The organism is Photobacterium iliopiscarium, from assembly GCF_003026395.1.
Lineage (GTDB): Bacteria > Pseudomonadota > Gammaproteobacteria > Enterobacterales > Vibrionaceae > Photobacterium > Photobacterium iliopiscarium.
Genome location: NZ_PYOO01000020.1, coordinates 1 through 24,164, shown reverse-complemented (window position 1 = coordinate 24,164; position 24,164 = coordinate 1). Strand labels below are relative to the sequence as shown.

At 41.3% G+C, this 24,164-nt stretch carries 14 protein-coding genes, 7 tRNA genes and 1 rRNA gene; 8 read left to right on the top strand and 14 right to left on the bottom strand.

All coding sequences use genetic code 11. The features are described 5' to 3' along the window. Nucleotides 1-39 precede the first annotated feature (39 nt). The 9 genes from C9J51_RS18170 to C9J51_RS18130 all read right to left on the bottom strand — a co-directional run bounded on the left by C9J51_RS18170 (nucleotide 40) and on the right by C9J51_RS18130 (nucleotide 7,690). On the bottom strand, nucleotides 40-981 hold the full coding sequence (locus C9J51_RS18170) for an ABC transporter permease (RefSeq protein WP_045039810.1): 942 nt from the start codon (nucleotides 979-981) through the stop codon (nucleotides 40-42). Nucleotides 982-984: 3 nt separating this feature from the next. Further along, entirely contained in the window at nucleotides 985-1,962 is a 978-nt protein-coding gene (locus C9J51_RS18165; RefSeq protein ID WP_107275262.1) for an ABC transporter permease, read from the bottom strand. Nucleotides 1,963-2,052: 90 nt separating this feature from the next. Next, nucleotides 2,053-3,612, bottom strand: coding sequence for an ABC transporter substrate-binding protein (locus C9J51_RS18160; RefSeq protein WP_107237950.1), 1,560 nt, complete (start codon nucleotides 3,610-3,612; stop codon nucleotides 2,053-2,055). A gap of 68 nt (nucleotides 3,613-3,680) precedes the next feature. Further along, nucleotides 3,681-5,399, bottom strand: a complete 1,719-nt coding sequence (locus tag C9J51_RS18155) for a dipeptide ABC transporter ATP-binding protein (protein ID WP_045038448.1) — start codon at nucleotides 5,397-5,399, stop codon at nucleotides 3,681-3,683. 1,650 nt (nucleotides 5,400-7,049) lie between these two features. Further along, nucleotides 7,050-7,126: transfer RNA gene (locus tag C9J51_RS18150), tRNA-Pro, on the bottom strand. A gap of 52 nt (nucleotides 7,127-7,178) precedes the next feature. Continuing rightward, nucleotides 7,179-7,254: transfer RNA gene (locus C9J51_RS18145), tRNA-His, on the bottom strand. Nucleotides 7,255-7,263: 9 nt separating this feature from the next. Further along, nucleotides 7,264-7,340: transfer RNA gene (locus C9J51_RS18140), tRNA-Pro, on the bottom strand. Between the two features lie 161 nt (nucleotides 7,341-7,501). Continuing rightward, a tRNA-His gene (locus tag C9J51_RS18135) sits at nucleotides 7,502-7,577 on the bottom strand. A gap of 36 nt (nucleotides 7,578-7,613) precedes the next feature. Beyond that, nucleotides 7,614-7,690: transfer RNA gene (locus C9J51_RS18130), tRNA-Arg, on the bottom strand. A gap of 259 nt (nucleotides 7,691-7,949) precedes the next feature. Here C9J51_RS18130 and C9J51_RS18125 point away from each other — a divergent pair. After that, nucleotides 7,950-8,360 (top strand): c-type cytochrome, encoded by a 411-nt coding sequence (locus C9J51_RS18125; RefSeq protein WP_045040897.1) that lies wholly within the window; start codon nucleotides 7,950-7,952, stop codon nucleotides 8,358-8,360. 113 nt (nucleotides 8,361-8,473) lie between these two features. Here C9J51_RS18125 and rep read toward each other — a convergent pair whose 3' ends face one another. Continuing rightward, a complete protein-coding gene (rep, locus tag C9J51_RS18120) occupies nucleotides 8,474-10,489 on the bottom strand; it encodes a DNA helicase Rep (RefSeq protein WP_045040896.1) in 2,016 nt (671 codons plus the stop codon). A 309-nt stretch (nucleotides 10,490-10,798) separates the two neighbouring features. Here rep and C9J51_RS18115 point away from each other — a divergent pair, with 309 nt between their 5' ends. From C9J51_RS18115 to ubiK, 6 genes are all read left to right on the top strand, one after another. After that, nucleotides 10,799-11,944 carry an efflux RND transporter periplasmic adaptor subunit gene (locus tag C9J51_RS18115; protein ID WP_045040895.1) on the top strand — a complete coding sequence of 382 codons (1,146 nt, stop codon included), beginning with the start codon at nucleotides 10,799-10,801 and terminating at the stop codon, nucleotides 11,942-11,944. Between the two features lie 14 nt (nucleotides 11,945-11,958). Continuing rightward, nucleotides 11,959-15,099: an efflux RND transporter permease subunit gene (locus tag C9J51_RS18110; RefSeq protein ID WP_107275261.1), complete on the top strand. Its 3,141-nt coding sequence runs from the start codon at nucleotides 11,959-11,961 to the stop codon at nucleotides 15,097-15,099. 232 nt (nucleotides 15,100-15,331) lie between these two features. Further along, a complete protein-coding gene (locus C9J51_RS18105) occupies nucleotides 15,332-15,898 on the top strand; it encodes a TetR/AcrR family transcriptional regulator (RefSeq protein ID WP_045038814.1) in 567 nt (188 codons plus the stop codon). Between the two features lie 27 nt (nucleotides 15,899-15,925). Then, nucleotides 15,926-17,029, top strand: coding sequence for an efflux RND transporter periplasmic adaptor subunit (locus C9J51_RS18100; protein ID WP_045038815.1), 1,104 nt, complete (start codon nucleotides 15,926-15,928; stop codon nucleotides 17,027-17,029). Between the two features lie 16 nt (nucleotides 17,030-17,045). Continuing rightward, nucleotides 17,046-20,123: a multidrug efflux RND transporter permease subunit gene (locus C9J51_RS18095; protein WP_045038816.1), complete on the top strand. Its 3,078-nt coding sequence runs from the start codon at nucleotides 17,046-17,048 to the stop codon at nucleotides 20,121-20,123. A 105-nt stretch (nucleotides 20,124-20,228) separates the two neighbouring features. Beyond that, complete coding sequence (gene ubiK / locus C9J51_RS18090; RefSeq protein ID WP_045038817.1) at nucleotides 20,229-20,498, top strand: ubiquinone biosynthesis accessory factor UbiK; 270 nt, start codon at nucleotides 20,229-20,231, stop codon at nucleotides 20,496-20,498. A gap of 79 nt (nucleotides 20,499-20,577) precedes the next feature. On the opposite strand, the gene ilvC is transcribed toward ubiK, so the two are convergent. Further along, on the bottom strand, nucleotides 20,578-22,062 hold the full coding sequence (gene ilvC, locus C9J51_RS18085; RefSeq protein ID WP_107237946.1) for a ketol-acid reductoisomerase: 1,485 nt from the start codon (nucleotides 22,060-22,062) through the stop codon (nucleotides 20,578-20,580). A 136-nt stretch (nucleotides 22,063-22,198) separates the two neighbouring features. Between ilvC and ilvY the strand changes: the two genes are divergently transcribed. Further along, on the top strand, nucleotides 22,199-23,068 hold the full coding sequence (gene ilvY / locus C9J51_RS18080; RefSeq protein ID WP_045038819.1) for an HTH-type transcriptional activator IlvY: 870 nt from the start codon (nucleotides 22,199-22,201) through the stop codon (nucleotides 23,066-23,068). A gap of 531 nt (nucleotides 23,069-23,599) precedes the next feature. Here ilvY and C9J51_RS18075 read toward each other — a convergent pair. From C9J51_RS18075 to rrf, 3 genes are all read right to left on the bottom strand, one after another. Then, nucleotides 23,600-23,676 (bottom strand) — tRNA-Trp (locus C9J51_RS18075). A gap of 37 nt (nucleotides 23,677-23,713) precedes the next feature. Continuing rightward, nucleotides 23,714-23,790: transfer RNA gene (locus tag C9J51_RS18070), tRNA-Asp, on the bottom strand. 69 nt (nucleotides 23,791-23,859) lie between these two features. Further along, a 5S ribosomal RNA gene (gene rrf, locus C9J51_RS18065) occupies nucleotides 23,860-23,975 on the bottom strand. Nucleotides 23,976-24,164: the final 189 nt, after the last annotated feature.

The window sequence follows — 24,164 nt, the reverse complement described above, 5'->3', positions numbered from 1 at the left end:
TCGCCTTTCTTCATTGATTCTCAAGATAGCAAACCCAAGCTAACCTTTATATATCTTAGGGTTAAACACATCCCGTAACCAATCACCCAGCAAGTTAATCACTAATACTAAGGTTATTAATACGATCCCAGGGAACGCGGTTATCCACCATGAACCTGAGAAAATATAGTTAAAGCCGATGCTGATCAGTGAGCCTAGCGATGGCTGATCCACCGGTAAACCTAAGCCTAAAAATGATAGCGCCGCTTCCGACATAATAGCGTTAGCAACCTGTACCGTTGAAATCACTAAAATCGGTGATAAGCAGTTGGGAAGAATATGACGAAACATGATTCGTGGTGCGCGAAATCCCATTATTTTTGCCGCTTCAACATATTCTTTATTTTTCTCTGCCAATACCGAGGCACGTACCGTTCGTGCATACTGTGGCCATTCCGCAAAGCCGATGATCACCACCAACATAATCACTGCGTATTGCGCATACGTTTCAGCCCCTAATGCGGTACGGAAAATAGCAGACACAATAATCGCCACCATCATGGTGGAAAACGACAACTGCACATCAGCAACGCGCATTAATAAACTATCAATACGGCCACCAAAATAACCCGCAGCTAAACCAATAATCACTCCAAGTGTTAATTGCAACGCGACAGCTAATAAACCAATTGTCAGTGATAAACGCATACCATATAAAATAGTCGAGTAAATATCACGGCCTTGATTATCGGTACCAAGGCTAAAATTAGGATCACCATCTTCCATCCATGCCGGCGGTAATTCAGAATCCATAATATCGATGGTTGATAAATCATAAGGATTTGTCGGTGCAATAAACGGCGCAAATAAAGCCGCGGTAGCAAAGCTTATAAAAATGGCAAAACACACCATCGCTACTTTGTCTTTAAGAAAATAATACACAATATCAGAATTTTTAAAACGTTGCCAACGACTTGGCGCAACGGTGCTAATACTCTCCATGACTTACGCTCCCTTGCCCGTCAAATCTACTGTTGGGTTAACCAGCCCATAAAGCAGGTCAACAATGGTATTGGTGACCACAAAAATGAGTCCTACAAAAATCACATACGCGGTAATAAGTGGGGTATCAACTCGATTAATAGCATCTAAAAATAACAACCCAGTTCCTGGCCACTGAAATACACTTTCAGTCAAAATGGTATAAGCGATCATGGTGCCAATTTGCACGCCACCCACGGTTAATACCGGCAACATAGTATTTTTAAGTGCGTGTTGGTAGTAAACCTTATTCATTGGCAATCCCTTTGCCTTCGCAAACTTGATGTACTCTGAACTTAATACTTCCAACATTTCAGAACGCACTAACCGAATAAATAATGGCAACATAATTGAGGCTAACGCCACACACGGCAGTACTAAATGTTTTAAGCCATCAATGGTGAAAAATCCTGATTCCCAACCAAGATAATTCGCCGTTTCACCACGGCCAAACGAGGGTAACCAACCAAGTTCAATCGAAAACACATACATCAGCATGATCGCGGTTAAGAACACCGGAATTGAAATACCAATACTACTAAATGCCATCACCGCTTTCGTCACTACACTACGAGGATGAATGGCGGAATACACACCCAGTGGAATCGAGACTAAAATAATGATCACTGTCGCCCCAAACACCAGTTCAAAAGTAGCAACTAATTTATCTAAAATAACCTCAATCGCAGGACGCTTAAAAGTATATGACGTCCCTAAATTACCTTGAACGGCATTCCCCAGAAAACGACTATATTTGGTGACAAACGGATCGTTAAGCCCCAAATCATCGCGTAATTGTTGCCGTTCAGCTTCTGATACCGACTGCCCGACCAATTCCCGTAACGGATCGCCAAGGTTGTCCTGAATGGCAAATGCCACCAGACTGATCACAAACATCACTATCAGTGCCTGAAACAGGCGTTTGACCAGAAACGAAAACATTCCCTGCCCCTTTTAATTTCATCCTGAAAAAATGCCGAAGCAAACTCGCCTCGGCACTCATGCTTAGCTTTATTTACAGCTCATTAATTATTATTTTTCATCGACGACAAGGTCACCAAAATATGGCATTTCCATTGAGTTAACGATCGCACCGGCATGAACATTATTGCGCGCCCCCCAAGCGGTACTCTGCCAATGCAATGGTACAAATGCGGCATCGTTATACAGCGTGACTTCAACTTGTTTTAGCATCGCAATCCGTTTTATTGGATCGGTTTCTACATTGGCGGCAGTGACTAGCTTATCCACTTCAGGATTAGAATAGAAACCGCAGTTATATTGACCTTTACCTGTTGTCTCATTACGGGTCATGGTCAAAAATTCAGTCAAGTTAGCAGAATCTTCAGTGTCAGCATGCCAACCAACCATCATCATATCGGCAGCACATTTATCAAACTCAGGCCAATACTGCGCTTTTGGCAGCGTTTTCAAATCCACCTTAATGCCAATCTTTGACAACATTGCAGCCGCTGCTTGAGCAATTTTAGCATCGTTAACATAGCGGTTATTAGGCGCTAGCATGGTAAGCGTAAAACCTTTTTCATAACCCGCTTCTTTCATTAATTGCTTAGCTTTTTTAACATCATAACGAGGCACTAATTCACTATCATGACCTTGATAACCCGCAGGGCTTTGTTGTCCAGCCGCAGTCGCAAATCCCTTCATGATTTTTTTAACAATACCTTCATTATTAATCGCATGCACAATGGCTTGACGAACACGCACGTCTTTTAGGGCTTCATTACTTTTTTGATTCATTTGAAATGAGATCAAGCGAGTGCCAGGTAACGTTACCAAATCAACCCCCTCGGCACTTTTAAGACGCTTATGATCATTGGGTGCAACATGGTCAATCATATCGACCCCACCAGAAAGTAACGCGGCAACACGGGTCGCATCTTCTTTGATAGGTAATAGTGAAATAGTGTCGACATTGCCTTTTGAGGCGGTATCCCAATAGCCAGCAAATCGCGTAAATTCGACTTTTACCCCTTGCTCACGTTCTGTAACCGTAAAAGGGCCGGTTCCAGACATATGGGTTGAAGCAAATGAATTGCCGTGTTTAGCCACTTCGGCTTTATCTTTACCGTCGGCAGTCTTACCGCTATAAAATTTACTGTCCATTGGGAAAATGTAGGTCGCAGTTTGAAGTACCAATGGATAAGCGCCTTTAGAGACAATATCGACGGTATAGTCATCGACTTTTTTCATCTCAGAATAAGGTTCAAAAATCGCTTTAAAGTCAGGCGATGCTTGGAGACGATTAAAGGTCCAAATCACATCATCAGCTGTCAATGGATTACCAGAGTGAAATTTCACCCCTTGGCGTAATGTAAATCGAAAAGTAGTGGCATCAATACGCTGCCAACTTTGTGCCAGACGAGGTTCAAAATCCATTTGTTGGGTAAAACGAACCAGTGGATCAAACACCATATGGGACAACTGTAGTGTGCCGCCAGACAGTTGCTCATGAGGATCAAGAGAGACCGGATCTGATGCGTAACCAAGCTTTAGATCTGCGGCTGTCACACTGAAACTTAATCCCGCAACAACTAATGCTAACGCTAATTTATTCTTGATGGTTTTCATTGCATAACTCCTTTATGCCCAAGCGTCGTCGCTCAGTATGTGTTTCATTTTTCACTCATAACAACAAATTAAGCGCGTTGCTGTGGTTTGACTGTTAACCCTTTAAATTCAGGCATTAACGAAATCAAATGCTGACTATATTGATGTTGTGGTGCGGTAAATAATTGCTCTGTTGGCGCGACCTCCAATAAGGTTCCTTGTTGCATCACACCAATACGATCACACATTTGACGGATCACGGGTAAATCATGACTAATAAATAGCATCGTCAAATTAAGTTCATCTTGTAGATCTTTTAATAAATTCAAAATTTGTGCTTGTACTGATACATCCAGTGCAGACGTTGGCTCATCACAAATTAATAACCGTGGTCGAGTGGCTAAAGCACGTGCAATCGAGATTCGCTGTCGCTGACCACCAGAAAATTCATGTGGAAATTTAATGCCTGCTGCACGACCTAGACCAACATAATCCAAGAGGTCATTCACAATTTGCCGAGTTTGCGCTTCATTTTTAGTTAATTTATGAAATCGAATTGGCTCGGCAATAATGTCAAAAATACGCATACGAGGATTCATTGAGGTATAAGGATTTTGAAATACCATTTGCATTTGACGGCGCAAAGGACGGCGCTGAGACTCACTTTTCAGCGCAGTAAGATCAATCCCTTCAAACCTTACAGTGCCACTGTTTGGCGGATATAAACCTGCAATAACACGCGCGATAGTTGATTTACCAGAACCGGATTCCCCCACTAAACCAAAGGTTTCACCTTCAGCAATATGAAAGCTGACATCATTGTTGGCTTGGACATATTCACGGCGACTTTCAAATAGTGAGTCTTTAGTAATAAAGCGTAAGTTAACGTTTTCAACCTCAAGTAACGCGCCTTGATAGGTTCGCTGATCTTGGCTTTGCCCTAACCAATGGTGTTTAACATCCAACGTTGGCGTCTGCTTAACGTCTTCGATATACGTCACTAATGGAAAGCGTTTCAATTTAATATCTGAACGCGGTACAGCCGAAATTAAACTTTGGGTATAAGGATGTTGTGGCCGCTGCAATACTTGCTCGGTAGTACCAATCTCAACTAAGTCGCCGCGATACATCACAGCAACGCGATCAGTGACATTTGAAACTACCCCCATATCGTGGGTCACCAACATACAGCCGACATTTTTCTGCACACATAAGTCACGAATCAAGGTTAATATTTGATCTTGAATTGATACATCCAACGCGGTGGTCGGTTCATCGGCAATAATTAAGTCCGGCTCACCCGCTAACGCAATGGCGATCACGACACGCTGTCGCATACCGCCAGAAAATTGATGAGGATATTGTTTAATTCGCAGTTGAGGCTCAGGAATACCCACCTGATCCATTAACACTAATGCACGCTTGAGAGCTTCAGATTGAGAGACTTTTAAATTAGTTACAATGGTTTCAGTTAATTGCTGCTCAACCGTGAATAAAGGATTTAATGAGGTCATTGGATCTTGAAAAATAAAACCAATTTTTGATCCACGAACTTTACGCATTTGCTCCGGCTTTAAGCCTGATATTTTAGTTCCATCAAGAAAAACTTCACCACTAGCAATTTGTCCAGGAGGGCTTAATAAATCAATAACAGCATTTCCCACCGTCGATTTACCCGCACCTGACTCACCAACAACACCCATAATTTCACCACGCTCAATAGTGAATGACAGTGATTTCACCGCTGCGTGTACACCATGTCGTGAGGGGTATTCTATACGGAGATTTTTTACTTCTAATAATGCCATTATCAGACTCCACTACTGGCAGCATCCTGCCTTTCTGAAAAATTGAATCCTTTCCATGCCAATACTATTGTCTGATTGCATGTCCTACTTCAATCTGTCAAAAATATTACAAAAAAGCAACAACTCAAAGTAAAAAACTATCATTATTTATAATTCCTGCATATTTATTTCATATAAACACATATTAAAACAACAGAACACTAAACAAAATAAAACCAACAACACCTTGAATACCAACAAATATAGACATAAAAACAGCACAACAAACCAAAGACCTATAACCTTATAAAAACATCAATATGAATAAAACATCATTGATCATTAAAAAATAAATTAACATTAATTAAACAAAATATCGTTATTATTAAAATAACTAGCGACAATAACCACTAAAAATATAAACATTAGTGGATATATCTATTACAACGAACGGTTGCAAAATTTACGCCACACACCTACGCAGCATATTCGCACTGTTTTCTCATCATTTGATAAAATGGGCAGTACACAATCCAAATAGCTACTATTCAGATCTAGCTAACCTCACTGAGTTATTGGTCATTTTGAGCTAATAAAAACATAAATATTCCGATTTATTAATGGTGCTCAGAGCCCAGCCTCTCAGGTCCGCTATTCCTAATATCAGAGATACGCTACCAAACTACGCGCTTCACCATTTCCAACAGACGAAAAAAAACCTGAATCTTTCGATTCAGGTTTCTTAATAATGGTTGGTAAAGAGCTAAATTCTAATATCAGGAACCCCCGACCCTCTGGTCCGCTATTTCTAACATCAAAGATGCACTACCAAACTACACGCTTCACCATTTCCAATAGACGAAAAAAAACCTGAATCTTTCGATCCAAGTTTCTTAATAGTGGTCGGTGAAGAGCTAGGTTCTAATATCAGTGAACCCCCGACCCTCTGCGTTTCTACACAAAAATTAACGATACTTTTCTACCGACTAAAAAAAACCTGAATCTTTCGATTCAGGTTTCTTAATGGTGGTCGGTGAAGAGCAAGGTTCTAATATCGGGAACCCCCGACCCTCGGGCTTTAAACCAATGACGCAGATCTACATTTACTTTTCTACAGACGAAAAAAAACCGTATCTTTCGATTCAGGTTTCTTAATGGTGGTCGGTGAAGAGCAAGGTTCTAATATCGGGAACCCCCGACCCTCGGGCTTTAAACTAATGACGCAGATCTACATTTACTTTTCTACAGACGAAAAAAAACCGTATCTTTCGACACGGTTTTCTTAATGGTGGTTGGTGAAGAGCTAGGTTCTAATATCGGGAACCCCCGACCCTCTGGTTTTAAACCAATGATACAAATTTACTTTTATTTAGACGAAAAAAAACCGTATCTTTCGACACGGTTTTCTTAATGGTGGTTGGTGAAGAGCTAGGTTCTAATATCGGGAACCCCCGACCCTCGGGCTTTAAACCAATGACGCAGATCTACATTTACTTTTCTACAGACGAAAAAAAACCGTATCTTTCGATTCAGGTTTCTTAATGGTGGTCGGTGAAGAGCAAGGTTCTAATATCGGGAACCCCCGACCCTCGGGCTTTAAACCAATGATACAAATTTACTTTTATTTAGACGAAAAAAAACCTGAATCTTTCGATTCAGGTTTCTTAATGGTGGTCGGTGAAGAGGGATTCGAACCCCCGACCCTCTGGTCCCAAACCAGATGCGCTACCAAACTGCGCTATTCACCGACAATGTTTAGGCTTACAAGGCCAAGGTCTCTAATAAAAGATAACCTAAAAATGGGGTGGCTAACGAGGCTTGAACTCGCGACAACCGGAATCACAATCCGGGACTCTACCAACTGAGCTATAGCCACCATTGTAAGTGGTCGGTGAAGAGGGATTCGAACCCCCGACCCTCTGGTCCCAAACCAGATGCGCTACCAAACTGCGCTATTCACCGACTAAATCGTTACTAAGAGAACAAACCATCTGGTCCGCTAATCCTAGAAGCCTGAGATACGCTATAAAACTACGTTATCACTGACTAAATTCTGTGTGCTTGTAAAACAAGCGGGCTTTTAAAAGCCAACATGCTGACTGGGAGATCAACACATTATAATATGGGGTGGCTAACGAGGCTTGAACTCGCGACAACCGGAATCACAATCCGGGACTCTACCAACTGAGCTATAGCCACCAATGTTTTGTTACCATTGCCAATACGACCGGATGATGGTGCGCCCGAAAGGATTCGAACCTTCGGCCTTTGGCTCCGGAGGCCAACGCTCTATCCAGCTGAGCTACGGGCGCCTTGCCCTATCGACGGAGGTGAATATTACGGATCAGAACGCTACTCGGCAAGTGTTTTTTTTTATTTTTGTTTCGCTCGCTGATTTTATCAGCAAATCGACGTTGATTCGTGTCATACACCGCACAACATCCGCTTTATCATTCGTAACAATAGCTATACTTACAAAGTAATAACATTTGATGTCAATTTAGATAGACATACAAAATACACAATATTTTATTATTTTCCCTTCATAACTGGATGTATAAAGGTACCAAAATGGATTTATTTTTACGACCATGGCTAATAGCTATCTGTACAAGTCTTTGTTTATCAACCGCAACCATTGCTGCTGACATGTCAGCCTCCGCGATCAATGATCGAATAAAACCCATCGGAAATGTACATATTGAAGGGACGACACCGTCAGTCGCTGCTGTAGCAACATCTTTGCGAACGGGCCAAGTCATTTATGACCAATATTGTGCTTCTTGTCATAACAGTGGCTTAATGGGAGCACCAAAAAAAGGTGACGCAAATGATTGGGGCACTCGTATAAGCCAAGGTGATGCGGTTCTTGCCAAGCATGCAATTGAAGGCTTTAACGCCATGCCTGCGAAAGGGACCTGTATGGATTGTAGTGATGAAGAAATTGTTGCGGCAATTAACTATATGATCAAACCGAACTAAAGCGCCCTGATATTGCTACAGTTGTTGTTTTGATTATCTTGACTCTCACACTAAGGGGGATCGCTCCCCCTTATGTTATCAATCTTGTGTAATAGCCCAGTTACGACTACCCACTATTTTTTAAATAAATTACGAATATTGGCAATATGGGCTTGGCCTTTTTGCATTCGCTCTTCAGCCGTAACGGGTTTACGTTCACTTTCCCATTCTAAGTCATCTTGCGGCAACTCATATAAGAAACGGCTAGGTTCTGGTTTAATTAACTCACCATATTGACGACGCTCTTTACACAGCGAGAACGTCAGCTCTCGTTGTGCGCGCGTGATCCCAACATAAGCCAATCGGCGCTCTTCATCGACATTATTTTCATCAATACTGGTTTGATGTGGCAAAATTCCCTCTTCTGCACCGATCAAGAACACATAAGGAAATTCCAATCCTTTTGATGCATGTAACGTCATTAACTGTACTTGATCAGCATCGCTGTCATCTTCACCGCGCTCCATCATGTCGCGCAATGTTAACCGCTGCACCACTTCTTTAAGGGTCTTCACTTCGTTATCGTAGTTATCCCCTTCTAAATCAGCAGTGATCCAACTATAAAGATCTGAGACATTTTTCATTCTCATTTCAGCAGCTTTAGGACTGGCCGACGTTTCATAAAGCCAATCTTCATAATGAATATCGCGCACCAATTGACGCACAGCAGCAACGGTATCACCGCGCTCAGCATTATCAGTTAACTGATTAATCCAATGTGTAAAACGTTGTAATGATTCTAAACCACGCCCAGAAAGATGATGTTCTAGTCCCATTTCAAAACTAGCAGCAAACAGGCTTTTTCCTCGCATATTGGCATATGTTCCCAGCTTTTCAAGGGTAACTGGACCAATTTCACGTCGTGGTGTATTCACTATTCGTAAAAAAGCATTATCGTCATCGGGGTTAGTTAGCACGCGCAGATAAGCCATCATATCTTTGATTTCAACCCGCGAGAAAAACGATGTTCCACCAGAAATTTTATATGGAATACGGTTTTGTATCAGGGCTTTTTCAAATAACCGCGACTGATGATTACCTCGGTATAAAATCGCATAATCTTTATAAGCGGTGTTATTCATAAACCGATGCGCAATTAATTCACCAACCACTTTTTCAGCTTCATGTTCTTCATTTTTAGCGGTTAATACTTTTATCATTGCCCCGTCAGGGATCGCAGAAAACAATGCTTTTTCAAATAAGTGCGGATTATTAGCAATAAGAATATTTGCCGTTCGTAAAATACGACTGGTTGAACGGTAGTTTTGTTCTAGCTTAACCACTTTAAGGTTTGGAAAATCTTTATTAAGTAAGGCTAAATTTTCTGGCTGGGCACCACGCCATGAATAAACAGACTGATCATCATCACCAACCACGGTAAATCGAGCCCGTTCGCCAACCAATAATTTCACGAATAAGTACTGACTGGTATTAGTATCTTGATATTCATCCACCAGCAAATAACGAATGCGATTTTGCCACCGTTGACGCACCTCTTGATTATCACGCAACAACAACACTGGCATTAAAATTAAGTCATCGAAATCAAGCGCGTTATAGGCTTTCATTTGACGTTGGTACATTTCATAACAATGGGCAAACAATTGATCACGTTCAGTTTGTGAGCGGCCAGCAGCATCAACTGGCGATAACATGTCATTTTTCCAATTAGAAATAGTTGACTGCAACTGCTTTAATAAATCTTTATCACCGTCGAGTTCCTCTTCGGTCAATTCTTTTAATAACGCCATCTGATCTTGAGCGTCAAATAATGAAAAATTGGCCTTTAAGCCTAAATATTTACACTCTCGACGCACAATATTAAGTCCCAAGGTATGGAAGGTTGACACCATCAACCCTTTGGACTCTTGACGACCTAATGTTTGACCAACACGTTCTTTCATTTCTCGTGCTGCTTTATTGGTAAAGGTTAACGCCGCGATATTACGTGCTTTATAGTCACACTTCTGAACTAAGTAAGCGATTTTATTGGTAATAACACGAGTCTTACCTGATCCGGCTCCAGCCAAGACTAGGCACGGCCCGGAAACGTATTTAACTGCTTCTGTTTGCCTTGGGTTCAGTTTCATTAGTTATCCTGACGTCATTAAAAATTTTACGCATGTTAACGCGCTTTAATTACAAATCTATTCACTTATCGTGGAATGGCAGCCTCACCATTCGTTAACATTTGTTTCAATTTTATTATTTAAAACAACTTAAATGCCAGATTTAGAATAAATACATTAAATAAGGTCTAAAATAAATCAGAGCAAATCGAACAGAATTCTAAATCGGATTAAATATTAATTACAAAACAGCAAATAACCGTTACATTACTGTTAAATAACTAAATAAATATTTAACAGTAATCATATTGCTTAATTTTAGGAGATTTCATGCGGAAAATCGCAGCTATTGCTACCATTATCAGCTTAACGCTAGGGATATCAGCTTGTGACCAAAACACATCTAAAAACCAAACTCAGCAAGCAACAAAAAGTGTACCTGTAGATACTCTTATTGTCAGCTCTCACCCACAAGCTATCCATATCGAACTCCCTGGTCGTAGTAAAGCCTATCTTGAAGCAGAGGTTCGTCCGCAAGTATCAGGGATTATTACTGAACGTATCTTTACGGAAGGCGGAGATGTCCGTAAAGGTGAATCATTGTATAGCATTGATTCAGCAACTTATAACGCCGCTTACCTCAGTGCTAAAGCAAGTTTAGCTCAAGCACAAGCCAACCTAGAGTCAGCCAAAGCACTTGCTAAACGTAGCCAAACCTTGGTTAACCGTGGCGCCATTAGTAAACAGACCTATGATGATAACAAAGCGAAATACAAAGTTGCCCTTGCTGGCATTGAAGTTGCGAAAGCCAGTGTTAACCAAGCCAAGATAAATCTTAATTATACCAAAGTTAAAGCGCCAATTGCGGGTCGTATTGGTCAATCATCAGTAACACCTGGTGCATTAGTCAGTGCGGGTCAAGCACAAGTGTTAGCGACCATTCAACAATTAGATCCGATTAATATCGATATCGCACAATCAAGCACTCAGCTACTACGTTTGAAGTCAGCGTTAAAGCAAGGTCAACTTAAAGCCAGCGATAATGCTGACGTTGAACTGATTCTTGAAGATGGCACCGTTTACTCTCATCACGGCAAGTTGCAATTTGCTGAAGTAAATGTCGATCCCAATACTGGCTCAGTGACATTACGTGCTGAATTCCCAAATCCAGAGGGTATTTTATTACCGGGAATGTATGTACGCACCGTACTGAATACAGGGACAGATCCTAAAGCAATTTTGATTCCACAAAAAGCCATTACACGTAACAGTAAAGGCCAAGCTATCACAATGGTTGTAGGCGCTGAAAACAAAGTAGAATCACGCATGGTGACCACCGCAGAAACAATTGATAATCAATGGCGAATTACCAGCGGACTTAAAGACGGCGACCAAGTGATTGTTGATGGCTTACAAAAGATTCGTCCAGGCGCTGTGGTTGAACCGACCCCAATAACTGCCACTCAATCGCAATAAATAGGGAATAAACTATGGCTCGTTTCTTTATCGATCGCCCTATTTTTGCATGGGTGATTGCTATTATTGTAATGTTAGCTGGTGTGTTATCCATTTTAAAACTACCAGTATCACAATACCCTAGCATTGCACCACCAACAGTTGTCATTAGTGCTAGCTACCCAGGTGCTAACGCCAAAACCATGGAAGATACGGTAACGCAGGTTATCGAACAACGAATGACAGGTATCGACCACCTGCGTTACTTGTCATCAACCAGTGACAGTTTTGGTAACACTCAAATTACCCTGACCTTTAATGCTGAAGCTGATCCTGATATTGCTCAGGTACAGGTTCAAAACAAACTTCAATCTGCACTACCGTTATTACCAATGGAAGTACAGCAACAAGGGGTTAAGGTTAACAAATCAAGCTCCAGCTTTCTGATGGTGGTCGGATTCTATTCCGAAGATGGTTCAATGGATAAAAATGACATTTCGGACTACATCAGTTCCAATGTGTCAGATCCAATGAGTCGTGTTCCCGGTGTAGGTGAAATCCAAGCTTTTGGTGCTCAATATGCAATGCGTATTTGGTTAGACCCTCTTAAGCTAACAAAATATAACCTTACCAGTATTGATGTCATTGCTGCTATCAAAGAGCAAAATGCGCAGATCTCTGCCGGTCAACTTGGTGCATCACCATCACTACCAGGCCAAGAGCTTAATGCAACTGTATCGGCACAAAGTCGTTTAAAAACCCCTGAACAGTTTAAGAACATTATTGTTAAATCTGATTCTGCTGGCGCAAAAGTGCATTTAAGTGATGTTGCACGAGTTGAACTCGGTGCTGAAGACTACTCAGTACAGGTATTTTATAACGGTAAACAAGCCAGTGGTTTAGGTATTAAACTGGCTACAGGCGCTAATGCCTTAGCCACCGCAGAAGCGGTTAAAGCTAAAATTAATGAACTAAAACCATTCTTCCCCGAAGGATTACAAGCGGTTTATCCTTACGACACCACACCATTTGTTGAGAAATCAATTGAAGGTGTAGTACATACCTTGTTTGAAGCAGTAGCGTTGGTGTTTATCATCATGTACCTCTTCTTACAGAACTTTAGAGCAACCTTAATTCCAACCATCGCCGTACCGGTGGTATTACTTGGTACCTTTGCGGTGCTGTCGTTAGCAGGTTTTTCCATTAACACCCTCACCATGTTCGCCATGGTACTTGCTATCGGCTTACTGGTTGATGATGCGATAGTGGTGGTGGAAAACGTCGAACGTGTCATGCATGAAGAAGGCCTAAATGCCGTTGAAGCTACACGAAAATCGATGGATCAAATTACTGGCGCTCTGGTTGGTATTGCATTAACCCTTTCAGCTGTATTTGTACCAATGGCATTTATGTCAGGTTCTACGGGTGTTATTTATCGTCAATTCTCGATAACCATTGTAACCGCAATGACATTATCCGTATTGGTGGCAATGATCCTCACCCCTGCACTATGTGCCACCATGCTTAAACCTGTTGAGCATGGCAGTAATGAAAAAGGCTTCTTTGGTTGGTTTAACCGCACCTTTGATAAGTTAACGAGCCGCTATGAATCTAGCGTTGCGGCAATGATCAAACGTTCAATTCGTGTAATGCTGATCTTTCTTGGTTTAACCGTTGCTGTTGGCTGGATGTTCACCCGTATGCCAACCTCTTTCTTACCCGATGAAGATCAAGGTATTCTGTTCAGTCAGGCAATATTGCCCGTCAACTCAACCCAAGAACAAACCCAAAAAGTAATGGATAAAGTATCTGATTACTACTTAACCCAAGAAGCTGACAGCGTCGCTAGCGTATTTAGTGTCTCTGGCTTTAGCTTTGCAGGTAGTGGTCAAAATATGGGTATGGCGTTTGTGGGCTTGAAAGATTGGTCCGATCGTCAACTGCCTGGTATGGATGTTAATTCAATCGTTAACCGATCCATGGGCTATTTCCAAAAAATTAAAAATGCGATGGTCTTCTCGTTTGCACCGCCAGCCGTTATCGAATTGGGTACCGCAAGTGGTTTTGATTTCTACCTTCAAGATCGAAGTGGCCAAGGACATGACAAACTGATCGCAGCACGAAACCAATTACTTAAATTAGCGTCTGAAAACCCTAATTTAGTTGGCGTTCGTCCTAATGGTCAAGAAGATGCACCGATGTACCAAATCAACATCGACCAATCAAAAATCCGTGCTTTAGGAATTGATATTCAATCAGTAAACCAAGTATTGAGTACAGCTTGGGGTAGTTCGTATGTTAATGACTTCATCGACCGCGGACGCGTGAAAAAAGTCTTCATTCAAGGTGATGCAAAATTCCGTATGAAACCGGGTGATCTTGATACTTGGTATGTCCGTAACAACAAAGGCGAAATGGTACTATTCTCAGCCTTTGCAACGGGTGAATGGCAATATGCATCACCGCGTCTAGAACGTTTTAATGCCACCCCAGCAGTCAACATTCAAGGCAGTGTTGTCACAGGTTACAGTACTGGTCAAGCAATGCTTGATATTGAAGCGATGGTGAAAAAATTACCACCGGGCTTTGGTGTTGAGTGGAATGGTTTATCGTATGAGGAACGTCTATCAGGTAACCAAGCACCTATGCTGTATACGTTATCTATCTTAGTGGTGTTCTTAGTACTTGCCGCACTGTATGAAAGCTGGTCAGTACCTTTTGCGGTAGTCTTAGTGGTACCGCTTGGTGTTATCGGTGCATTACTTGCCATGAATGGTCGTGGCATGCCGAACGATGTCTTCTTCCAAGTAGGACTATTGACAACGGTGGGTCTAGCAACGAAAAACGCTATCCTGATCGTGGAATTTGCCAAAGAATACTACGAAAAAGGGGCTGGATTAGTAGAGGCAACATTGCACGCTGTTCGTGTTCGTCTACGTCCAATTATAATGACCTCATTGGCCTTTGGTCTTGGTGTTGTACCTCTAGCAATCAGTACTGGTGTAGGTTCAGGTGGTAAGAATGCCATTGGTACCGCGGTACTTGGTGGTATGTTAAGCTCGACATTCTTAGGTATTTTCTTTATTCCGATTTTCTTCGTGGTAGTAGAACGTATCTTTAGTCGTGGCAAAGACAAATCAACCACTGATGATACGCCACCGACAAAGCAGCACTAATAATCTAAGCAACAACTAACATTAAAGCCCATGTCTATTTTGATATGGGCTTTTTTTCGTTTTTTCATTGTTACTCTTCATCATACTCCACCAAATAAACCTCACCTCAAATACCTAGCCATTAAAATTAATAATATAAAACCGTAAATAAGGCTTGCGAATCAATAATCAAATCCTACAATAGCGCTGAATGAACATTCATTCATATAACTTGTATTAAATGTAAAAATCAATGACAGATAAAAAAGAGCGAATATTAACCGCAACTGAAAATCTTTTAGCCACCCATGGTTTTCATGGACTGTCCATGCAAATGGTGGCGAAAGAAGCTCAAGTTGCAACAGGCACTATTTATCGTTATTTCAACGATAAAGATGACCTACTGCATCAACTCCATGATCATATTTTAGGTTATATCGCGAAAAAAATTAGTCATAACATTAACGATAGCATGTCACTCAAACAGCGCTACCGTACGATGTGGCTAAATCTGTGGCATATGTCTGTTAATGGTGAAGCACCATTAATTAATCAGGGGCAGTTTCAAAATCTGCCTCGCCATAATTTTTACGAGAGAAAAGCGTTAAATAAACAACTATTTAGCTGCGTCAATCAAATGTTTGACGAAGGTAAAGCCTGTCAGTTGTTTAAACCACTTAATAATGAAATTTTAAGTACACTTAGCTTAGAGACCAGTTGTTGTTTGGCTCGTCAAAAAATCAATGGTGGATTAGAGATCACTGATAGCGAGCTGGATGCTGCTATTAATGCCTCTTGGGACGCCATTATTCAGCATTAATATTGTAATTCCGGAGCACTCCTCACAATGAAAAAATGGATCGTGATGTTACTTCTTGCCCTTCTGTTATTTGGAAGCGTAATTGGTTTCAATCTTTTTAAAGAACACAAAATAGCTGAGTATATGGCGAATATGCCAGAAGCCAACTATCCCGTAACAGCTGCCACGACCAAAGCAGAAAACTGGTACCCATCATTGCAAGCTATTGGTTTTATTGAACCAATGCAAGGTGTCACCTTGACATCAGAAGCTGCTGGTGTAATCAGTGATATTAATTTCGAATCAGGACAACACGTAAAAGCAGGTCAACTACTGGTTTCTATTAATTCCAACGTTGAACAATCTAGCTTACAAAGTACTGAGGCAAAACTACCGGCGGTACAAGCATCGTACCAACGCTATAAAGATCTTTATCGTAAAGGCTCGGTATCAAAATCTAGTCTTGATGAAGCAAAAGCTAACTACCTTGCATTAGTTGCTCAGATTAAATCATTAAAAGAATCAATTCAGCGCCGTAATATCAGTGCACCTTTTGCTGGTGAAATTGGTTTACGTAATGTGTATTTAGGTCAGTACATTCAACCTGGCACTAAGATTATTCGTTTAGAAGACACAACAACAATGCGTTTCCGCTTCACTGTGCCACAAACGGATATTTCTAAAATAAAAATAGGCCAAGCTGTTGATATCAATATCGATGCTTACAAAAATACTGATTTTAAAGGCCAAATTACAGCGATTGAACCCGCAGTTAATGCTCAAACAGGTTTGATTCAAGTACAAGCTGACATTCCTAACAGCGGTGGCATGTTACGTAGTGGTATGTTTGCCCGTGCGCGTGTGATTCAACCAACCATTACCGATCAAATTGTGGTTCCTCAAACAGCAATTACTTACACCCTTTATGGCGACACCGTGTATGTATTACGTACTGTTGATGGCAAATTACGTGCAATGCAAACAGTGGTAACAACAGGTTTAAACAAAGGTAATGAAGTACGCATTCTTTCAGGTTTAAAAGCTGGAGAGCAGATCGTAACTAGCGGTCAAATTCGTCTTAGCAACAAGTCATTAGTGCATGTCGTTAAAAATGACGCACTGAAAGCTCCTGCTAAAACCCCATTGCTGTAATTGGAGAACGCTCAGAATGCGCTTCACTGATATATTCATCAGACGCCCGGTATTAGCAATTTCGATCAGCTTAATGATCGCATTGCTTGGCCTACAGGCAATTTTCAAAATGCAGGTTCGGCAATATCCGGACATGACCAATACTGTAGTAACTATAAGTACAGCTTACTACGGTGCCAGTGCTGACCTGATCCAAGGTTTTATCACTCAACCATTGGAACAAGCGATAGCTCAAGCAGATAATATCGACTACATCACCGCTAAAAGTATTATGGGTATGTCGACCATTACTGTACAAATGAAATTGAACACCAACCCGAATGCAGCCTTGGCGGATATTCTCGCCAAAGTAAACTCGGTGCGAGCTCAATTGCCACAAGATACACAAGATCCAACGATTTCACTCTCTACTGGTGGTGGTACAGGGGTACTTTATCTTGGTTTCACCAGTAAAACATTAAGCTCTAGCCAAATCACTGACTACATTGAACGTGTAGTTAAACCGCAATTATTTACGGTTGGTGGTGTAGCAAAAGTAGATATGTATGGTGGTGTACCATTCGCATTACGTGTATGGCTTGATCCACAAAAAATGGCAGCATTTAACTTATCTGCTAGCGATGTAACTCACGTACTACAAGCAAACAACTACCAATCTGCTGTTGGTCAAGCTAACAATGATTTTGTGTTATACAACGGTAGTGCTAACACTCAATCAAATAGCCCAGCAGCACTAGAAAAACTCGTTGTATCAAGTAATAACGGTCAAGTGATTCGTTTAGGCGATATTGCAAAGGTAACATTATCACGCAGCAGTGATAGCTACCGTGCAACGGCAAATGGTCAAGAAGCCGTCGTCGGTGCGATTGAAGCGGCACCAAGTGCCAACCCAATCAACATTGCCAAAGATGTTCGCAAGCTGTTACCTACCATTGAACGTAATATGCCAAGCACCATCAAAATGACAATCATGTATGACTCAACGATTGCGATTAATGACTCGATTCATGAAGTGATTAAAACCATCCTTGAAGCAGCACTAATCGTATTAGTCGTTATTGCATTGTTTATCGGTTCTCTACGTTCAGTAATTATTCCAATTATCACTATTCCACTATCACTGATCGGTGTGGCCTTGGTAATGCAATTATTTGGTTTCTCATGGAATCTAATGACATTGCTAGCTCTGGTACTCGCAATCGGCTTGGTAGTTGATGATGCGATTGTAGTATTAGAAAACGTTGAACGGCACATCAAGCTCGGACAAACGCCATTTAGAGCCGCCATTCTTGGTACTCGTGAAATCGCTATTCCCGTGATTTCAATGACTATTGCTTTAGGTGCGGTATACGCGCCAATTGCATTAATGGGTGGTTTAACAGGTTCATTATTTAAAGAATTTGCGCTAACCCTTGCAGGTGCGGTATTTATTTCAGGAATTATTGCCTTAACATTATCACCGGTAATGTGTGCAACCTTCCTCAAAGAAAATGAAGCGCCAAATAAATTTGAATTAATGGTTCATGGGTTTCTTGATCGATTAACGTTACGTTATGAGAAAATGCTTACTGGCATCATGCATATGCGTTCAGTTGTGATTGTATTTGCGCTATGTGCTTGTGCAAGTTTGCCGTTCTTATTTAAGTTTATTCCAAGTGAATTAGCACCCGCTGAAGATAATGGTGTAGTGGTATTTATGGGTACAGCGCCTGCAAACGCCAACCTTGATTTCATTCAAGACACCATGGATCAAGTTAATAAAGTATTAACTTCTGAAAAAAGTGTTGAATATGCACAGATCTTCTCAGGTATTCCATCGGCTAACCAAGCGTTTGGTCTAGCAACATTAAAACCATGGAGCCAACGCGATCAAAGCCAAACTGAAGTCGCGAATGACGTAACTGAAAAAATCAAAAACATTCCCCAAATGGCGATTACTGCCTTCCAAATGCCAAGCCTTCCAGGTGCGGGTTCTGGTTTGCCTGTGCAGTTTGTTATCACTACACCGAACAACTTTAAGAGCCTCTTCCAAGTGGCTGCTGAAATGTTGACTAAAGTGAAAGATAACCCAATGTTCGTCTACTCAGATTTAGACTTAAAGTATGATTCTGCAACCATGAACATTGATATAGATAAAGATAAAGCCGGTGCTTATGGTGTCACCATGCAAGCTATTGGTAATACTTTAAGCACAATGTTAGCCGGTGGCGATATTAACCGTGTTGATATTTTAGGCCGTTCTTATAAAGTTATTCCACAAGTTGAGCGTAAAGATCGTTTTAATCCTAAAGATTTAAATAATTATTACGTTAAAACAAGTAGTGGTGATTTAATTCCATTAGGTAGCTTAGTAACGATCAAAGTAACTCCAGCGCCACCAACCTTACCAAGCTTTAACCAACAAAATGCGGCAACCATCGGTGCAGTATTAGCCCCTGGCACCTCAATTGGTGAAGCTGTAAGTTGGTTAAATACTGAATCAGCTAAAGTATTACCGAAAGGTTACGGTCATGACTACTTAGGTGAAAGCCGTCAGTATGTTACTGAAGGTAATGCGCTATACGCTACATTTGGTCTAGCACTAGCGATTATTTTCTTAGTACTTGCGATTCAATTTGAATCATTGCGTGATCCACTCGTTATCCTTGTTTCAGTGCCACTCGCTATCTGTGGTGCACTGATTGCCCTCGCGTGGGGTGCAACAACACTTAACATCTACTCGCAAATAGGTTTGATAACCCTCATAGGCTTGATAACCAAACACGGTATATTGATTTGTGAAGTTGCCAAAGAAGAACAGCTCTACCACGGCAAAAACCGTATGGATGCTGTGATGGAAGCCGCGAAAATCCGTCTTCGTCCAATCCTAATGACAACATGTGCGATGATTGCAGGTCTAGTGCCACTGTTATACGCATCAGGTGCAGGCGCAGCATCACGTTTCAGTATTGGTGTTGTTATCGTTGCCGGTTTATCTATCGGTACATTATTTACCTTGTTCGTATTACCCGTTATTTATACGTTCTTGGCAAGTGAACATAAACCACTACCTGTATTTGTTGAAGATGATGATGGTTTAGATAACCACTTCTAATTTATCAATACAAAAAAGGGCGCTGAATCATCAGCGCCCTTTTCTTTTCACCGCAACGGCAATTACAATAGTTAATAACGATTTTCGCAACGGAGTAAACGGATCATGTTCGATTCAAAAAAACTTGAGCAAATAGCTAAACAGATTCAAGACGCAATGCCTAAACCAGTTAAAGATCTAGGTAATGATGTTGAGCAAAAAGTACGTCAGGTGATCCAGTCACAATTAGGCAAGCTTGATGTTGTCACTCGTGAAGAGTTTGATGTCCAAACGCAAGTGCTATTACGCACTCGTCAAAAATTGACCGAGCTTGAGCAAAAAATGGCAGCATTTGAAGCTAAATTAAATGCTGAAGACAACAGCACTAACGCTTAATCAATGATGACAACACCCATTTAAAAGCCCAGTTCTCATCAAACTGGGCTTTATTTTTAATTATAATTGAAACTAAAGATTAACCACCAACAGCAATATGCTTCATGTCTTTCATATAACCACGTAGTTGCTTACCAATCACTTCAACTGGGTGATTACGCAATGCTTCATTTACTTCAATCAACTTTTGATTATCAACAAAGTTAGTTGTTGTCGCCAAACCTTTACCAATCACATCCGTAGTGACCGTGGCCATAAAATGATCACGCAATAACGGTGTTGCCACATTAGCAAATAAATAGTTACCGTACTCCGCAGTATCAGAAATAACCACATTCATCTCGTACAAACGTTTACGCGCGACCGTATTGGCAATCAGCGGTAACTCATGCAATGACTCATAATAAGCCGACTCATCAATAATACCTGACGCCGTCATCGCCTCAAAGGCTAGCTCAACCCCTGCACGCACCATTGCGACCATCAAAATACCGTTATCAAAATATTCTTGTTCTGAAATTTGAAGATCTGATGCAGGATAGTTTTCAAATTGTGTTTCAGCCGTTTCACCACGCCAACCTAATAATTCGGCGTCATCGTTAGCCCAGTCAGTCATCATGGTATTTGAGAAATGACCTGAAATAATATCATCCATATGTTTGTTATATAACGGACGCATCAACGCTTTTAGTTGCTCAGATAAATCAAATGCTTGGACTTTAGCAGGATTTGAAAGGCGATCCATCATATGTGTCACACCACCAAACTTCAGTGCTTCAGTGATCGTTTCCCAACCAAATTGTAACAACTTACCGGCATACTCTGGCGCAATACCATCAGCCAGCATTTTCTCATAACAAACAATAGAACCCGCTTGAAGCATGCCACAAAGAATAGTTTGCTCTCCCATCAAATCCGACTTCACTTCAGCCACAAATGATGACTCAAGTACACCCGCGCGATGCCCTCCCGTTGCCGCAGCCCATGCTTTAGCAATTTCAATACCATCAGCATGAGGATCATTTTCAGGATGAACAGCAATCAAGGTTGGCACACCAAAACCGCGTTTATATTCTTCACGCACTTCCGTACCCGGACACTTAGGCGCTACCATTACCACCGTTAAGTCTTTACGGATTTGCATCCCTTCTTCAACAATATTAAAACCGTGAGAATAACCTAATGCAGCACCTTGCTTCATCAGTGGCATCACCGTTTCAACCACATTGGTATGTTGCTTATCAGGCGTAAGGTTTACCACTAAATCTGCATGTGGAATCAGTTGTTCATAACTACCAACGTCAAAACCATTATCACGTGCATTTTTAAAGGATGGACGTTGCTCATCAATCGCAGCTTGGCGTAGGGCATAAGACACATCCAATCCAGAGTCACGCATGTTAAGACCTTGGTTTAAGCCTTGCGCACCACATCCGACAATAACCACCTTTTTACCTTTGAGGTAATCAGCTTCAGTTGCAAACTCTGCACGATCCATAAAACGACAACGACCCAGTTGATCCAACTGCTGGCGCAAATTTAAGGTATTGAAATAATTAGCCATAACAACAAACTCCGTGAAATATATTTATCCTTGGTTCGATATTTATTTATCGAATAGATTGATAGTAGATCAGGAAAGTTGTTGCTCAAAGTGATATATTCACAACAATTAATTGCAAATTATGCAACATAAGACGATGAACATTAAAAACCTACAACTTTTTATTCACTTAAGTGATTCGCTGAGTTTTCATCAAACAGCACAGGCAATGCATATTAGTCCATCAGCGCTGAGTCGCGTTATTCAACGGCTAGAGCAAGAATTAGGGCAAAGTTTATTTCGTCGAGATAATCGCAGTGTTGAACTTACGATAGCTGGAAAAAAATTGATCCCAGTCGCCACAACTATCATTTCTAATTGGCTTTCACTAAAAATAGAATTAAACAGTGATAGCTCATTATTACAGGGGAAGCTGAAAATATTTTGTTCTGTAACAGCTAGTTATAGTCATTTACCCTCAATACTAACGGCTTTTCGACATCGTTATCCGCAAATAGAAATTCAGTTATTAACGGGGGACTCCGCATTAGCTATTGATAAAGTACTTAATGGCGAAGTTGATGTTGCCATTACAGCAAAGCCCGAACATCTCTCAAATAAGCTGACTTATATTGAATTAGATCATATCCCAATGTCAGTGATCTCGCCGGCTATTTCTCCTCCAGCGATTCAACAATTATTAAATGATGGTCCGAACTGGCAAGCATTACCTTTTATTGTTGCAGAATCGGGTCCTGCAAGATCACGAGCGAATACTTGGTTCAAAGACAAAAAGATCACGCCACCAATTTACGCGCAGATTTCTGGCCATGAAGCCATTGTGAGCATGGTAGCATTAGGCTGTGGTATTGGAATTGCACCAGATATTGTGATTAATAACAGCCCAATGAGTGATAAAGTGCAGCGCTTCCCCGCTGAGTTTATTGCGCCATTAAGCTTAGGGCTATGTTGTAAACAATCACGCCATCAAGAAAGTGTATTAAAGGCGTTACTGCAATTATTTTAATCTCTTTATATTAATACCTACCGCTCTGTCAGCTTAAGCAATACTTAAATTATACAGACGTAAAAAATCCTCACATTACTATCGAGGCTTTCTTGAATATGGCAGAAAGTTACGATACTCGAACGCCCAACACGCGCTGATTTTCGGAATAGCGAATCCACTGCTCTGCCAATTAATGCTACAAGCATAAATTACAGATAGCAAAAAGGCTCATATCTTTCGCTATGAGCCTTCTTTAAGATGGCAGGAGTTACGATACTCGAACTCCCAACACGCGCTGATTTTCGGAATGGCGAATCCGCTGCTTTGTCAGTTAACATTACACCCACTCGATCATAATAATACAAACGTAAAAAAGCCCCAACATTACTGTCGAGGCTTTCTTGAAGATGGCAGGAGTTACGAGGTTCTAACGCCCAACACGCGCTGATTTTCGGTATGGCGAATCCGCTACTCTGCCAATTAACGCTACAAGCATAAATTACAGATAGCAAAAAGGCTCATATCTTTCGATATGAGCCTTCTTTAAGATGGCAGGGGTGGAGAGATTCGAACTCCCAACACGCGGATTTGGAATCCGCTGCTCTGCCAGTTGGAGCTACACCCCTGTAGTTGTTTTAAAGACTTAACTCTGTCTTAAATAAATGGCGGAGTGGACGGGACTCGAACCCGCGACCCCCGGCGTGACAGGCCGGTATTCTAACCAACTGAACTACCACTCCGCAGTGTCTATTCAGCATAAATGCAACTTGTTGTCTTTACCTTTATAAAAAGATAAAAACGAAATTAAAGCCTGGCGATGTCCTACTCTCACATGGGGAGACCCCACACTACCATCGGCGCTATTACGTTTCACTACTGAGTTCGACATGGGATCAGGTGGGTCCATAACGCTATGGTCGCCAAGCAAATTCTGTTTTATTTATTGTCTTATGACAATAAATAGCAATCTGGGAAAAATCTGACTAATTGTTCTCAACACGCATTCAAGCGTTTGCAGAGTCCGTCTCTTCTCTTTAGAGAAGAAAAACCCCTTGGGTGTTGTATGGTTAAGCCTCACGGGCAATTAGTATCAGTTAGCTCAATGCCTCGCAGC